At 50.3% G+C, this 14,126-nt stretch carries 13 protein-coding genes and 1 pseudogene; 6 read left to right on the top strand and 8 right to left on the bottom strand.

Going from position 1 to position 14,126, the window contains the following annotated elements:
• Window positions 1-198: 198 nt before the first annotated feature.
• Window positions 199-462 carry a hypothetical protein gene (locus tag BOA8489_RS20200; RefSeq protein ID WP_141138285.1) on the bottom strand — a complete coding sequence of 88 codons (264 nt, stop codon included), beginning with the start codon at window positions 460-462 and terminating at the stop codon, window positions 199-201.
• 429 nt (window positions 463-891) lie between these two features.
• Here BOA8489_RS20200 and BOA8489_RS11830 point away from each other — a divergent pair, with 429 nt between their 5' ends.
• On the top strand, window positions 892-2,154 hold the full coding sequence (locus tag BOA8489_RS11830; protein ID WP_176440284.1) for an alginate lyase family protein: 1,263 nt from the start codon (window positions 892-894) through the stop codon (window positions 2,152-2,154).
• A 257-nt stretch (window positions 2,155-2,411) separates the two neighbouring features.
• Here BOA8489_RS11830 and BOA8489_RS11825 read toward each other — a convergent pair whose 3' ends face one another.
• Window positions 2,412-3,458, bottom strand: coding sequence for a Hint domain-containing protein (locus tag BOA8489_RS11825; protein WP_093974224.1), 1,047 nt, complete (start codon window positions 3,456-3,458; stop codon window positions 2,412-2,414).
• Window positions 3,459-4,024: 566 nt separating this feature from the next.
• Between BOA8489_RS11825 and BOA8489_RS11820 the strand changes: the two genes are divergently transcribed.
• Together BOA8489_RS11820 and BOA8489_RS11815 are read left to right on the top strand one after the other, a co-directional pair.
• Window positions 4,025-4,405: a cupin domain-containing protein gene (locus tag BOA8489_RS11820; protein ID WP_093974223.1), complete on the top strand. Its 381-nt coding sequence runs from the start codon at window positions 4,025-4,027 to the stop codon at window positions 4,403-4,405.
• Window positions 4,406-4,511: 106 nt separating this feature from the next.
• Window positions 4,512-4,889, top strand: coding sequence for a TonB-dependent receptor (locus BOA8489_RS11815; protein WP_141138284.1), 378 nt, complete (start codon window positions 4,512-4,514; stop codon window positions 4,887-4,889).
• Between the two features lie 207 nt (window positions 4,890-5,096).
• Here BOA8489_RS11815 and BOA8489_RS11810 read toward each other — a convergent pair whose 3' ends face one another.
• The 3 genes from BOA8489_RS11810 to BOA8489_RS11800 all read right to left on the bottom strand — a co-directional run bounded on the left by BOA8489_RS11810 (window position 5,097) and on the right by BOA8489_RS11800 (window position 6,751).
• Window positions 5,097-5,492, bottom strand: a complete 396-nt coding sequence (locus tag BOA8489_RS11810) for a VOC family protein (protein WP_093974221.1) — start codon at window positions 5,490-5,492, stop codon at window positions 5,097-5,099.
• A gap of 87 nt (window positions 5,493-5,579) precedes the next feature.
• Entirely contained in the window at window positions 5,580-5,909 is a 330-nt protein-coding gene (locus BOA8489_RS11805) for a DUF1330 domain-containing protein (RefSeq protein ID WP_093974220.1), read from the bottom strand.
• A gap of 197 nt (window positions 5,910-6,106) precedes the next feature.
• Entirely contained in the window at window positions 6,107-6,751 is a 645-nt protein-coding gene (locus tag BOA8489_RS11800; protein WP_093974219.1) for a hypothetical protein, read from the bottom strand.
• Between the two features lie 377 nt (window positions 6,752-7,128).
• Between BOA8489_RS11800 and BOA8489_RS11795 the strand changes: the two genes are divergently transcribed.
• Window positions 7,129-8,013 carry an OmpA family protein gene (locus BOA8489_RS11795; protein WP_141138283.1) on the top strand — a complete coding sequence of 295 codons (885 nt, stop codon included), beginning with the start codon at window positions 7,129-7,131 and terminating at the stop codon, window positions 8,011-8,013.
• A gap of 1,170 nt (window positions 8,014-9,183) precedes the next feature.
• On the top strand, window positions 9,184-9,978 hold the full coding sequence (locus tag BOA8489_RS11790) for an FkbM family methyltransferase (protein WP_093974217.1): 795 nt from the start codon (window positions 9,184-9,186) through the stop codon (window positions 9,976-9,978).
• Window positions 9,979-10,899: 921 nt separating this feature from the next.
• Here the strand turns inward: BOA8489_RS11790 and BOA8489_RS11785 are convergent.
• Window positions 10,900-11,841, bottom strand: a complete 942-nt coding sequence (locus tag BOA8489_RS11785; RefSeq protein ID WP_093974216.1) for a glycosyltransferase family 2 protein — start codon at window positions 11,839-11,841, stop codon at window positions 10,900-10,902.
• A gap of 102 nt (window positions 11,842-11,943) precedes the next feature.
• On the opposite strand from BOA8489_RS11785, the gene BOA8489_RS11780 reads away from it, so the two are divergent.
• A complete protein-coding gene (locus BOA8489_RS11780) occupies window positions 11,944-12,813 on the top strand; it encodes a glycosyltransferase family 2 protein (RefSeq protein WP_093974215.1) in 870 nt (289 codons plus the stop codon).
• An 83-nt stretch (window positions 12,814-12,896) separates the two neighbouring features.
• Here BOA8489_RS11780 and BOA8489_RS11775 read toward each other — a convergent pair.
• A pseudogene (locus BOA8489_RS11775) lies at window positions 12,897-13,058 on the bottom strand (IS3 family transposase); the annotation flags it as partial.
• A 103-nt stretch (window positions 13,059-13,161) separates the two neighbouring features.
• Window positions 13,162-13,863 carry a class I SAM-dependent methyltransferase gene (locus BOA8489_RS11770; RefSeq protein ID WP_141138281.1) on the bottom strand — a complete coding sequence of 234 codons (702 nt, stop codon included), beginning with the start codon at window positions 13,861-13,863 and terminating at the stop codon, window positions 13,162-13,164.
• Between the last annotated feature and the right edge of the window lie 263 nt (window positions 13,864-14,126).

Below are 14,126 nucleotides of genomic sequence, written 5' to 3'. Positions count from 1 at the left end.
CTGGAAGCTGTGCTTCCCCTTTCGTCTGTTCCGGAGGCCTTGGACCGAACCGGTCGGGGTGACGTTCTGGGCAAGCTAGTCATCAAGCCAGGTCTGGAATAGAGGGGGGACCTGGGGCTCGGAGCAGTCATTTGCTGCGTTGGATACCAAGGTCCGCTTTGCCGACCATCAGAAGATTTTGGGTAATAGGTTCAGAACCTAAAACATTGAAATACCAGTAATCGCCGGAACTCTCCGGTAACTACTCTGGTCGATAATAGCCACAGCCCCAGCGATAGCATTGGCGAGGTCGTCATGCGATCCGGGTGGGTGGTCGATGATATCGCGTCCGCTTCTGCCGGTGCGACGCTCAAGCCCTTGAAGTTGTCGGGCTGCTTTCTGGTCCGGTGGAAGTTCCACCCGGCCTGAATTCAGTGCTGCGAGCAATTCGATATAAAGCGCGCTGCGGTCCTGCGTTGCCACGTCGTATTGAACGCCCCAACGTTGAAACTCGTCGCGGGGCCAGCGTCCGGCGTATCTGTCGCCGGTAACCTTTCGGATAGGGGTCTCGAAGAGACGAATTCATCGCAAAGCAGACATCCATGCACACTGCAGCGAATGGCCGCTCTGAGCCCAATGCGGGCTTCCTTCGAAAGTGGAGAAATTGAGAAACACTGATCGACCGCAACTCGAAGAATCTCCGGTTGAGTTCGGTTGTAAATGAGTCACTACTGATTGGATTGTCCCGAAAGGGGTATTAGATCGTCGCTGCGCTTTTCATAGAATGTAAAACAGTCGGCGCTTCATCAGCGAAATCTTTCGATGCTTCGACAAGATCTAGTACCAGAACCGCGCAAGCCTAAGGTGAGAGTTTGAAGAGATGGGCAAAAATGAGACGTCAGTAGAATGAAAATGCTCAACCGTAGGACATTTCTCCTCTCGGGTATGGCCATGCCGATGCTGAATTGCGGTGCGGTTTCTGGAAACTGGTGGGATAGCGAGATTTCCAGCTTCACCGTCAGAGACGCCAATGCGGGGTATTTTGATCGTGAAAAGCGGCGCAGCCTGCTCCATACTTCAAAAAGTTCAACGCTGATCAAGGCGCGCAAACGCATCGAGAAAAAAGCGCCTGCGTGCAATCAGGTATTGGCTATTCCCATTCAGGACCAATTCATCAACCTTCCTTCTTTCTACGGCGACAACGCAGCCTGGAAAGTGGCTGTGGCACCGTTTCGCGATTTCGAGGATGCAGTCAGCAACTTGGCCGCGGCAAACTTGCTGACGGGTGACGTGCGATACGCAGACTGTCTTGTTACGCTAATCTTGAATTGGGCAAAGCGCGACGCGCTCATGGAGTTCAGTTACAGCTCCAAACAAAAACAGGGGTGGTATCAGGTTGAGTCTACACTTTTTGCTATTGGATTTGCTCTGGCAGTCGTCCGGCCCGAGGTCCTGCATCGTGAGGCGGACCTATCTTTCATTAATACGTGGCTTGTGAGTGCATCCCGTAAGCATTTTGACAAAAGGGGTGAGCCCGGAGGAACGTGCTGTAACAACCATTTTTACCGTCGCGCGGTCTACGCAACGATTGTTGGCGTAATAGCTGATGATGACAGGCTGTTTCGCGATGGCGTCGGAGCGATCTACTCCGCTTTGTCACATGCCACAAAAGAAGGCGCGCTGCCGCTGGAAATGGAGCGCGGGCCGCTCGCCGCACACTACCAGAACTATGCTTTGATGTATCTTGCGATGATTGCGCATCTGGCTGAGCGACAGGGATACGACCTTTGGAGTCTGGAAATTGAAGGTCGTTCACTCCATTCACTTGTTGCCCTGAACAACAGAATCATCGCCGACCCAAATTTTGTCAGCCGATTTTCCGGCACGAGCGAGGTTTCCTTGAAGTATCGCAAGGACAATCAATATTTCTCTTGGTTCGAAATGTACTTGGCCCGGTTCAAGAACCCAGAGATGGAGGCTTGGATATCTGATCGCCGTCCACTCTATAACCGAAGTCTTGGCGGTCATATGACTGCGTATTTCTACACGCCTTCCGGAAATGACGTGGTTGGAAGTTCACAATCCGGACAAAGCACGCCTCGCCAGCCACGCTTTGTCCGCGTTGCGCCCCAGGAAGGTCAAGAGGGCATCCCAACATATCGTCTGCAATACTAGCGGCGCAGGGAACGCAATTCAGCTCTCTCCGCTTTGCAGTTGTTCGACTTGGCTTCGGGTTCTGCCCTGATGCGAGCGGCAATTTAATCCGCACAGCGGCCGTATAAGTCGAGCGAGGCGAACGACCGCGCTGGGCTCAGAACTGCCTTGCGCCCCCTTCGCGTTAGTGAGGTGTTCCACGATTGAAGCCGAGGGGGTTGCAAGGCAAGCCCACAACACTGACACCAATAATCTGTGGCTCCAGAAAACCTTGATGATTACGCAAAAACCGGCTTGGCGTTCCTTAAATGTCGGGAGACTAGTTGCTTTTGTAGCTTTCCGGATGGAATCGGAGCTGCTGGATAAGGCGCATAATTCAACTGAGCGACTTCAGGTAGAATGGCCAAGATTTCCTCCCTTGCCTCTGCTCCAATAGCAGTAAGAGTCTCGGGTCCCGTAAAAAGACTTTCTGTGGGCATACCTTCCGCAAAAATCACTTCGTGTCGGTCAAAAAGCAGATGGAAATAGTCAACGCTTTTGGCAGTTTCATCCACGAATATCCCCGCCAGTTTCGTCATTTTTATTGCTGATATTAGAACTTCAGGTACTCCAAACATCCGCTCAGCAATTTTCGAACGCACCAATAGTCGGTGCTGACGGGAGACTAGTAGATCTCGTTTCGGTAGCTCATTCCCCATGGCTCCGGCCAAGATACGAACTGGGCGAAGCTTTGGCTGCTTTCGCAATGCAACTTCATCAAAGTGGCGGTGACCTATCCAGCGAATTGCCCTAGCCCCACCTTCATACGCGGTGACCTGCATACCGGTTCGCAGCTCTTCAATTGGAATTTCACCGTCAGTCGTTTTGATTAACGTCCCGGCAGTAAGGCAGATGTTTTCCTCGCCAACAGTTGGTGGCGTGAGGATCCATCCACCATTTCCATCCGTTATCAGAGAGTCGGTTGAATTGTTTTTAAGCGGGTCCCCGATGCTTGCCTGCGTCGTGCCATCGAGGGCGCCGCCAAGGACTGTTACCGGGCTAGTGGCACCCCAGGTTACGGATTCTATAAGCGTCCCATTATTAACCAGAGCAATTGCCGCTCGTGGTCCGTCTTCCAGTGCTACACTTAGGACATAGTAGTCGTAGGTTCCGTCAGTGGTGAATGTACCCGAGCCGACAGCCAACACCTGATCAAGTTCTGCCGAAGGACCTGACTTACCGTAGATTTCAAGCTCCAAACCGGAGACGTCTTCACCAGCGGCCACTCTGATTTCCACAAATTCACCGGCGGCTCCATCGTATGAAAATTCATTGATGTTTGGCATCGGGCCCCTCAGTTTTTAGTAAGTAAATGGGAGATTTGAGCTTGTCTTGGATCGGTTTCGTCTACGATAGATCAAGTCTCTGACAATTTCATCACCCCTGATACATTCGCTGTCTTTCTATCTCAAAGAATCCTGCATCGGTGTTTTAGCGTTGAGCATCCGCCAGTGATTGCCGAGCCGGCACATGGCTGAAAACCTCAGGTGACGCTTTGTACCCGATGCGATCAATTGATTTTGTCATTGTGGCTCGGACTATCGGCATTCCGGGGCGGGCCCCATCGTCAGTGTTGTGCTGTTGCTCCGAACCGACGCGTCAACATATGCCTCAGCACCTCTACCCCCGAGGCTACTTCAGCGATTTGACCGAGATGTGAAGGCATATTTCGCTTCATCGGCATCGTTGATCTTTTCCGCACAGCGGTCATTCAACTCGCCGACATTGCTGCCCTTCAGGATGTACCGAATTGTGCAAATATTCGACAGAAGCCCACAACCCGAATAGTGTCTGAAATCAAGCAGAGAAGGTTTTCACGGTGTTATGCTAAGTCCTAAACGGTGCATCCCAAATGAACTATGCGAAAATCTACAGTGATCCAAATGGAGTGTCCCATTTTCGGGATGTAGAGGTTTCTTTCTCTCCAAGCGACTTCGCCTCCAAAACAAACCCAGTCTTGAAGTCTGTTTTTCTATCATCTGACGCTGGCTTTGTTTCAGTACCTTCAGGGTGGGATAGCGGTTGGCACAACTCTCCGGGTGATGGCTTCGCTATTCTGCTTCAGGGCAGCGTTGAGATTGAGGTTGGTGACGGGCAGGTTAGAAGGTTTTCGTCTGGCGAAGTTTGGCGAAGCACCGATGTCGCCGGTCGCGGACACGTCAGTCGGGTTGTCAGCGAAGAAGATGCATTGATCTATATGACCATTATTACCAATCCTGAAAACAAGACGTGATCCTTCCCGCAAAATCGGCACGATTTCTATTCCCTAGTGGCCGCGGTTTCTCCGATCACGCTTTCGTGATATGTCGGGGCAGGAAGAAAACAAAAGGGACAGTCAAATGAACATATCTCGAAACTTCATGTTACTTGGTTCAGCCTTTCTGATCGTGGGCATCGTGATCGGAATGTACATGGGCGGATCGGGAGATCATTCTCTGGCGCTGAGCCATGCACATATCAACTTGCTTGGTTTTGTGCTCTCAGCGGTCTTCGCGCTGACCTATAAAGCCTATCCCGCAATGGCCGAGGGTCGCCTTGCAAGTGCACATTTCTGGCTGCACTTCGTCGGTGCCATTATGGTGAACCTGATGGTATTCTTATTGCTGGCGGAGATTATCACCGAAGCCGGAATGGTGCCACTTGCACCAATATCAGAGTTCTTGGTGCTTCTTGGGGTGCTCGCATTCGGCTGGAATGTGCTGCAGAACGCGAAATAGTCTCCGCGTGGGCCTTGAGGCAGTCATGAGCACATAGGCCCGCGCCAACCGTCCGCACCTTCAGTGCTCGGGCGAAGCCTGCCAACTTGCACTGGGTCAAAGCCGCCTTTCGTGGCGCCGAGCACCAATGACCGTTCCGCGGGAAAGAGCAACGCTCCTTCAATCAAGAGCTCTTGATCCATTCGGCTCTTGCCGTGCATGCGTCCGCTAAATGTATCTGCCGGCGCGCTGCAGCATCTCGATCTTGTAACCATCGGGATCTTCTAAAAAAAAGAATGTAGCAAGCTTTTTGCCGTCGTGGTCCAAAGATTTGACATCGCCGGGCGAAAACCCAAGTGAGGAAAGCCGCTCATGCTCTTTCTTGATGTCCTCAACGCTAAACGCAATATGACCGTACCCATCACCAAGTGCGTAAGGAGCTTTCTGCCCCTTGTTTACTGTTAGTTCGAGCTCAAATTCTGTCTCATCATTCGACAAGTAAATAAGAGTGAAGGATTCGAAATCGAAGACATCGGCAACGCGTAGGTCAAACGCTCGTTCATAGAAATCTATAGACCGCTCCCTGTCCAACACACGGATCATGCTATGAATTGCTTTGGCCATTGCTGGTAATCCTTAGATTTGGACCGCCTCGGAGGTCCAAGAACCTCCGAGGCCTTATTGGTCATCATTTAATGTTATGGAGGACCGCTATCCCGCAGCGGGAAGATACGGTATCGCGCCCGCAAGATCGGTATCATCGATAACATGAAAGCGGCTGACGCTTCCTTCTTGTCGCGCTTTGCCGAATGGTGCGTATTCAGGATCACTTGCAAAAGCATCAAGCGCCTCTCTCGACGGGAATTGGATTAAGGCAATAAGGGTCGTATCCAGGCCTTCACCCTCAATCGTTTCGATGTTTCCGCTGCGCGAGAGATACTTTCCACCGTGCTTGGCCACTATGTCGTGAACTTTTGTTGCGTATTCCGGTATCCATGCGTCGTCGGTGACCTTTACGTCAGCAATTAAGTAGACTGTCATCTTTCCTCCTTACAGTTTGGTTTTTGTTGCTTAGGAAATTCGAGCCTAGCGGGAATAGTGCTCGGTGTCTGCCCAACAATCGGAACTTCCGCGGCGGGCTCAAAAGCAGTCGTTAGCTGCGGCGAGCACCAATGACCGTTGTGTGGGCTTAACTGACTTTGCGCTGAATTATGTCCAGCGAAAATGCGGGCTCGTACTCAGACAGGCGGCTTTATCCACACCTTAAACGCTTCGGGGTCACTTGAGCGGTAGTCGGGCGAAATCACTGCTGCGCCTTTTTCCGGACAGTTTATCAAGAACGGGAAGACGCCGCCTTTCGTCACATTGTATTTACCGGAGCACTTAAATCGAACTTCGCTAAGCGTTCCAATATTCTTTTCTGGAACAGAATTCGGACCGATCGTAATTTCCATATCTCTTGTCGTAAATTTTGAGATCGTGAGGCGTCCCTTTAAGTTATTGCTACACACAAGCTTGATACCATTGTCTGTGCTGTTCCTGATATTGTGACGACCGGTACAAAGAACTGTATCCTTGGAGAGCACGAAGCGAGCAACCGGGTTCTCTGTGAACTGCGGGGTCACACTTTCATTTTTCACAGTAACTACTTCAACAGGCTGAACGATTTTCGACTGGCTATTGCTGTATTCTAGCGGCACCCATACAGGCGATGTGACAGCTGCCACTCCAAGCACTGCCAGTTCGATGCCGCAGCCCGCCAAGAAAAAAGGTCCAAGAAGGAGACCTGCGAAATTGATCCTAATGCGGTTGCCCTTTTTTTTAATGAGATAATGAGCCCAGAAGCCGGTATCTGTGAGTACATTTTTCAATTGCGTAGGCATAGTTCAATCATGGGTCCGAATTGGATTGTGCCTTTGGTGCAACCCAATTGCTCGAACCACTCATGCGCGGCAATACTAATGAGCTTCCGCTTTGGACACGAACCCGCCTTTCGCTGCGCCGTGCACCGATGACCACAATGCGGGACTTTCCGCCGTTCGTCCGGCTTAGTCCATGCAGGTGATAAACATGAGCTTCCGACCATACTGAAGTCAAAAGAATCAGATTGGAGAGACTGAATCTTCGCGTGCATTGCGCAGCGTTTTCTTCCCAAACTCTCCCAGATCCCCTCATAATTTTGACAATTTTAGTAGTTAGAAAAGAATGGCACCAAAAGTGTATTTTGGTGCGTGTATCATTAACTAGTGAGGTGAGCAGTATGGCTCGTCGTATGGTTTTTAGTGCCCTTTGCATTGCTGCAGTAACCACCCTAGCAGGTTGCGTGGACAGCGCTTCAATTCAAAAGAACACAGTTTCTGCCCAGACTTGGGTAGCAGCAGGCTCAAACGCCAGTAGCTTTGGTGTGAAGAACGCCGGTTTCACTGTGATCAACTTTGAGTTCGACAGCGACGAATTGACGGCGGAAGCTATGGTGAAGCTAGCCGCACAGGCTGCCTGGATTGGAAGTAACCCCAACATTCGATTTGGAGTTGTCGGTCACACAGACCTCGTTGGAGATGCCGACTACAACATGGAACTTGGAATGCGACGAGCCAAACGCGTCGTTGCGGCGTTGATGAATGCCGGCGTTAGTGAGCAACAACTAGTGGCTCTGGTCAGTCAAGGGGAACTAGAACCAGTTGTAGATACTGATAATCGTGAGGCGGCCAACAGACGTACAACCACGGAATTCCTAGAGTACATTCACAGTCATTATTCGATTGGCCAAGACGGCAACCGTGATGATGGGTCACTAAATTATTACTCAGTTGCAGACAATTTGAGCCCCGAAACCGAAACAGTGGATGATCGACTGGACGAAATAATTGATTCAGTCGAGCCAGAAACGAAGTCTTTCGAGGATGAACGCAGCGACGATGAGTTCTTCGACGATCAAGACGTCGATGACGAGGTCAATAACGACCCAACCACTTCCGAGACCCCCGATGAGTCCGCAGAGCGCGAAGATTCGAAATCGCAAAAGACAGATAACTCAGACGCAAATGGTAAGGGCGGCAACAAGCACAACCGTGACGACAAAGATCAAAAATATGCCCACGAGATTGCTGAGAATAAAAAGTCGGCAGTAGGTGACTTTCAATGATGTTTGGATTTAAGTCCTGACGGGGTCGGGATGCGTGCCTTTCTAAGGTGTTCTTCACCTTGTCCTGAAAATGAATGCTCTCAATCATTGATAGAAACAGGCAGGTCGCGCAGTCGCATGAGTTCGTAATCGCGTCGTGGGTTTATCGACGTGGATGTGTTGGTCGGCTCGTAATGCGGCACAACGGCACGCTCCAGTCGTCCTACGGTTTCTTTCGTTCAAACCGCTGGCCTCTGAGCTGGATGAAATAATCCAAAAATTTCCTGCTTTTTGCCTGAGCGTCGGCACACTGGCAGGCTACATTATAAGGATAGTATTGTAATCAGTGTGAGGCCCGTTATGGCTATAATGATCGGAATGGCGCTAGGTGCGCTTGTATTCTCATTTATTCTCTCTTTGCTGGCGAACATTCGAGATTCCCGCCCTGAGAAAACTGTCTACGAAGTTTGGTTGGACGGTGTCGCCAATGACAATGTTGTCCCTCAGCGCAGAGACTTCTCAAACTGCGTGTAGGGAAACGTCGGTCAAGTCTGGCATCCGGAAAGGTACTTAGTGTCCGGTTTGGGCTCGGTGCGGTCATTCGCTGCGCTTTGCGCCAACGTCGGCTCTGCGGGCAATGCGCTTACTATACTTTCGGATAGGGAGGCTATCCGGAGTGGTTCTTGCCCGATTGGAGCTACTCCTGTTCTTTGAAAGCGTGCTGACAGCACATCAAATGTCGGAAGGCTTAGCGAGGATCGGGATACGCCCCACTCACGGATCACGCCGAATGTATCTGTCGTTTCATCTTACTGTGTCATTGTCCCGACACGGCTACTAATAGAGTCCGCTGAGTTGGATTCGGTCCCCGCGTTTTGGGAGGATGCGGGGACTTTCTTTATCAAGCGCTTCCACCGCGAGGAGATTCGAGAGAGTGCTCCGGCAAGGAAGGGCTGCTTCTTAACAGCAGAGGCCATGCGCAATAAAAGGGCTTTGGTCGAGGCAAGGTGCTCTTCAATCTCATCCGGATTGCCTAGCAGACTCTGGAACCGCCGGTGTGACAATGGACCAAAGGCCGATCATGCACTAACAATAAAGATGGACCAGTCAGATCAGGCTAGGCACTAGGCACCCTCAATTACGCAACACGCCCCAAAGACAAATACTTAATGCTTAGTTGAAAGGAGTATTATGCGGCACCTAGACCAAGCTTTTAAATGGACCACAAAATCGCGATCCCGCAACCGACTAACAAATATTTACGAGCCTTTGCAGCCGTACATCATAACTGAATTCGCAAAAACCATAGCACCCGATGTGTTTTTGGATGTTGGGGCAAATATCGGATACTATTCGGTTATTTTGAATGCGACCCCAGAAGTGCACGCTTTTGAACCCGTTGCACTATGCTACGAAGAGTTGCTCGAAAACACTCGGCCGTTCCCCATTCACTGCCACAAAGTTGCCGTTTCAAATGCAATTGGCGAGGTTGATATGGCTATTGTTTCGGATTTATCAGGCGCAAATAGTGTGGCCGACACAACCATACATGCCGACAAAAACTTTTCGCGAACGGAACGGGTTGAGACCAACACCTTAGATAAAATGTTCGGTTTTCGGGGGGCAAAAATCCTTATAAAGATGGATATCGAAGGACATGAGTTGGCTGCGATAGAAGGGGCCGAGCGCCTTTTAATGGAAAATCAATGCTTACTCCAAATCGAGGTCTATAAGCCAGAAGTTGCAGAAATGATAGAATCTCTTGGCTTTAGGAAATTGTTTAAATGCGGTCCTGACGCTTATTTCGCGAACTTCAAGTTGGATCAAACGGAAGTCATTGAAGATGCGTTGGCGGAATACTTAGAGGACAGTAAAAAACCTCCATTAAACCGTAAGAAAATCAAATTGTTTAGAGGCATTTCCCTTGAACTATCCGAGCGCTGGGTAAGATTGTTGAAAAAAGTTTGGCTTAACCGAAGAGTTTAAGCGCCCATTCTGGCAAAACAAACACCAAGAGGCACATTTCAGGCGGTACGATGACACTCGTTAGTCGCAACAAAAGTGGGTAAGTCCTGTTTTTATTTTCGAAAACCCCACGACAGCATTTCCTTGAAGTGTTTATGTTTATTACTGCCTGCAATGGTTGTCAGCACGCCCGTCAAACAGACGTAGAGTTCGACTTTGATAAGTTAACATGTTTCCAGCACCGAGGGGAAACAGGTCAACTTTGTACGCCAGCATCATATCCTATTGTCTGGCAGACGCGTTGGAGTTCCCGGTTTTCAGTTTATCGAGCATTCTCGATAGTTTATCTCGGTTTGCATCTGCTCGCCCTTCTTGCCAGGCTGCATCCAATACAAATGGCAACTTCGTCCGCATAACAGTCACAGGCGCTCGTCTTAATGAACATCCGCTTCACGTCATTGGATAGGGCTAGGTTCTAGTCTTAGGCGGGATGCCAACAACAGACCTTAGAACCAACTACAAGCGGAAGCCTAGGAAGTGTCCGAACTGCGGCTCAAGCCCGGTGGCCAGCATCTTCTACGGCATGCCGAGCATCGCCAGTGATCTTTATGAGAAGGAGGAGCGTGGCGAGGTGGTCTTTGGAGGCTGTGTGATTGATCCGGATGGTGAGCAAGCATCTTGGCATTGCCCAAGATGCGAAACGGATCTCTTCAGGGCTGTGTAGCCAGTGAGGCAGGCAGACGGCAAATCTATTGCCTTTCAGCGCTCATTCGCCTGTAGGCTCTTAGGGCGGCTCAAGCTGCAAACGCAACCCGGTGTGGTAGGGCCTATGGTTCGGGGTGACGACATTAGAGCTGTCTGGATTAGCCGTGAGCGGCACCCTGGAAAGCGATCTGCAGGCGTGGTTTTCCGATCGCTTGAAAATCTGAAATAGTTTCTAGCTCAACGATTGTAGCCGAATTTCCATTCAGAGCGCCGACGCCAAATTTCCATCCAGATTTGTGCTTTCTGCTTTGCCCCGGGATATCCCAACACTGCGAGGATGGACCAAACGATACCACGGCTGAGCGGCCAGAGTGCAAGGCAGATTAGTCCAATCGGTCGGCCCAAAAGGGAGAAGTGCCGTTTCACAATTTCCATCTTTGCGCGCATCAAGCGGACCATTTTTTCGGCCCGAATCGTATCGCTGGCACCACCGTGATGAATGATCTCAGCCGTCGGTGTGATTCTGGGCCGGAAGCCGTTTTCCTGCGCGCGCAGGCACAAGTCTGCCTCTTCACCATACATTTTGAAAGCCGGGTCAAATCCGTTCAGGCGGTCCCAGTCCTTGCGTCGTATGAGAAAGAGACACCCGGTTACGATATCGACGCTGCGCGCCGTATCTCTTGGCCAGCGGCCTATTTCTTCTGAATTCAGAATCTCAGATTTTGGGAAGAGATTTGTAAGAAAGAACAATCTCGCAATGAGGGAAAGGGGCGTCATCTTTCCCCAGCACGAGCTCGGATTGAGAGTTCCATCTGCAAACAGCGTGCGCCCGCCCCAGATGCCTGCTTCTGGCGTCGCTTGCGCATGGGCAAAAAGCTTGTCCAAGGCACTATCCAGTACGACGGTATCCGGATTGAGTAGGAGTAACCAGGGTGCGCTGGCATGTCTCAGGGCAATTGAATGCGCTGGAGCAAAACCATGATTTATCTTTTCGGAGATGAGCGTCACATCCGGAAAGTCTTTGGCGATCGCATCGGCCGACCCGTCCTGTGAGTCATTATCGACCACGATCAGTTCAAACGGTGTTTTGGTTTCAGCATAAACTGATTTCAAACAAGCGAGCGTCATATCGCGTGTATTGTGGCTAATTACCACGATAGAAAGGTCAGAGGTGTTCATGTTTTGCTCATGGCCAACTTACGACAGGCGCGCAAGGGATTCTGTGGGAAAAGGCGTGTTTGTCTTCCCGAGAGCTGTTTTCTGTGTCAATCCAAATGAGCCATGTATGAGTTTGCCGTAATCATCCCCCACTACAACGACGTCGTACGATTGGAGCGGTGCCTTGAGGCACTGATGCCTCAGGTAACTGACGATATCGAAGTGGTGGTTGCCGACAATGCATCGAGTGTCTCAATTGAAGGTGTCGTGCAGCGCTGGCCAAACGTGCGGACCGTCACTCAAACAGAAAGAGGGGCCGGGCCAGCGCGAAATGCGGGCGTGGCGGCCACTTCAGCCCCTTGGTTGCTGTTCATCGATGCAGACTGTGTGCCCGCGCCAAACTGGGTTGCACGGGGCCGTGAGATCGCAAGGGAAGGCACTGTCATCGGAGGCCGGGTAGATGTATTTCACGAAACACTACCGCCACAGTCCGGCGCTGAGGCCTTTGAGACGGTTTTTGCATTTCAGATGGAGTCTTATCTGAGGAAGGGAGCTTTTCTTGGTAGTGGAAATCTGGTCACGTCGCGCAAGGTCTTTGAGCAGGTTGGAGAGTTCCGTCCAGCTGTTTCGGAAGATAAAGACTGGAGTCAGCGCGCTGCTAAGGCAGGCTATCGGTTGGACTTTGATACAAGCTTCGCTGTTAGTCATCCATCGCGACAGGACTGGACCGCGCTTCGGCACAAATGGTTACGCCTGACCTCAGAGAGCTTTAAGCTAGAAGGGCAGGGCGCAAAAGGCAAACTCATGTGGGCCTCGAAATCATTAATGATGCCGTTCAGTATATTATTTCACACGCCCCGTTTGTTTTGCCACCCGAAACTCTCTAGAGTTGAAAAGATTCGTGGATTCTTTATTCTTGTGCGTTTGCGGCTTGCGCGAATGATATGGATGTTTTGTTGCCTGTACAAAAACGAACTATCGGCTGAAAAATGAAGATATCTCATGATTCCAACATTTTAGGATATTTCACTGAAGTTCATCTTTGCGTGCGCGGGAAAGTTGAGAATGGACAAAGCATAGCTCCTACCATGATTACGATACTCGGGCTTGAGCCGGATACATGACCCGTCATTTCGCCAAAGTCGACTTTTCTTTGGTTGTTTTGCTGGCACCTCCCGCTTCTACAGCCGCTCGACGCGACCGTCGCTGACCTGCCAGCCAACATCTCTCAGCAATGAAAGGTCGGCATAGGCTGATAGAATTAGAAAAGGCTATTTACTGGAATTAAAACCATCGTTGGCATCGAACAGCTTAGGAATTGCGGGAGTTTGAGGGACTAATTTAGCGCAAGCCATTTTTGGAAGTCGTGGAGGCCTGCGGTATTCGATAGCAAACTGTAGATTTGGGAATAAAGAGAACGCGCTCGCTTAGAACTTCTGCGTCTGGAAAGAACTGTCTCATCATCCACTTGCTAATTATTCGAGTATGGTCAGCTCTCTTGATTGCATGACCGAAATCGCATTGCTTTGCATATCCCAAGTTCATCTTTGTGAACAGCTTGACGCGTAAACTCTCGGGAAGCCAATGAACAAACGGAACTCCATAGTGAGGCTCTATTGGAAATAACAGGTCAGGCGTTTGGTGATAGTATCCGCGACCGACCCTGGCCGTTTCCGATGCAAAGCGCGACATGTTGTGGAAGTTTCCAACGTGTTCGATCACGCTATTTGAGTGAACGAGATCGAACTGCCCCTCTCCATATTGCGGCATATTGCAGGCGTCACCTGCTTCGAATTCAATCCTTAGATCTTCGACACTTTCAGCGTGTAGCTGCAGCTCGCGTGTAAAGTTGAGGCATACAATACTCACGCGGGAGCGCAGATCAGGTGATAGTAATTTCCAATAACCTGGACGTCCGCCAGCGTCCAAGACTGAAACTTTCTCCTTCTGTGAAAGCAGATTTCTAAGAATTTCGTCGATTAGTAAAAAGCGACGAGATCGGAATTTTCTCTGTGCTGCTGCGAATAGTGGCCCGCGCTTCATATCATACTCCACAGAAATTATTGTACAAAGGTGAGCCGCATCGCTTTGAACGTGATGAGTCTCGCCATCTGAATTGGTCCACCGTATGTTTAGGAAACCATCCTGCCAATAGACCGACGACCAGTCATGCACTAACAATCAAGTTGGATCACTCAGATCAGGCTAGGCAGCCGTTACTTCCGATCCTCCAAAACTGAGCGCACTTCCATCAAGCTTCATTTTTTTTTGAGAGATTGAAAGAAAAATCAGGCACGCTTCGAATT

The sequence above is a fragment of the Boseongicola aestuarii genome (genome assembly GCF_900184815.1).
Classification (GTDB): Bacteria; Pseudomonadota; Alphaproteobacteria; order Rhodobacterales; family Rhodobacteraceae; genus Boseongicola; species Boseongicola aestuarii.
The sequence above is the reverse complement of the archived record's forward strand: the minus strand, read 5'-3'. Positions and strand labels throughout refer to the sequence as shown.

Bases quoted from the DNA above. Each gene is read 5' to 3' on its own strand.
- BOA8489_RS11825 (WP_093974224.1), bottom strand. From the start codon at position 3,458: ATGCCAAACATCAATGAATTTTCATACGATGGAGCCGCCGGTGAATTT.
- BOA8489_RS11830 (WP_176440284.1), top strand. From the start codon at position 892: ATGCTCAACCGTAGGACATTTCTCCTCTCGGGTATGGCCATGCCGATG.
- BOA8489_RS11770 (WP_141138281.1), bottom strand. From the start codon at position 13,863: ATGAAGCGCGGGCCACTATTCGCAGCAGCACAGAGAAAATTCCGATCT.
- BOA8489_RS11805 (WP_093974220.1), bottom strand. From the start codon at position 5,909: ATGACAGTCTACTTAATTGCTGACGTAAAGGTCACCGACGACGCATGG.
- BOA8489_RS11780 (WP_093974215.1), top strand. From the start codon at position 11,944: ATGTATGAGTTTGCCGTAATCATCCCCCACTACAACGACGTCGTACGA.
- BOA8489_RS11795 (WP_141138283.1), top strand. From the start codon at position 7,129: ATGGCTCGTCGTATGGTTTTTAGTGCCCTTTGCATTGCTGCAGTAACC.
- BOA8489_RS11815 (WP_141138284.1), top strand. From the start codon at position 4,512: ATGAACATATCTCGAAACTTCATGTTACTTGGTTCAGCCTTTCTGATC.
- BOA8489_RS11800 (WP_093974219.1), bottom strand. From the start codon at position 6,751: ATGCCTACGCAATTGAAAAATGTACTCACAGATACCGGCTTCTGGGCT.
- BOA8489_RS11810 (WP_093974221.1), bottom strand. From the start codon at position 5,492: ATGGCCAAAGCAATTCATAGCATGATCCGTGTGTTGGACAGGGAGCGG.
- BOA8489_RS11785 (WP_093974216.1), bottom strand. From the start codon at position 11,841: ATGAACACCTCTGACCTTTCTATCGTGGTAATTAGCCACAATACACGC.
- BOA8489_RS11790 (WP_093974217.1), top strand. From the start codon at position 9,184: ATGCGGCACCTAGACCAAGCTTTTAAATGGACCACAAAATCGCGATCC.
- BOA8489_RS11820 (WP_093974223.1), top strand. From the start codon at position 4,025: ATGAACTATGCGAAAATCTACAGTGATCCAAATGGAGTGTCCCATTTT.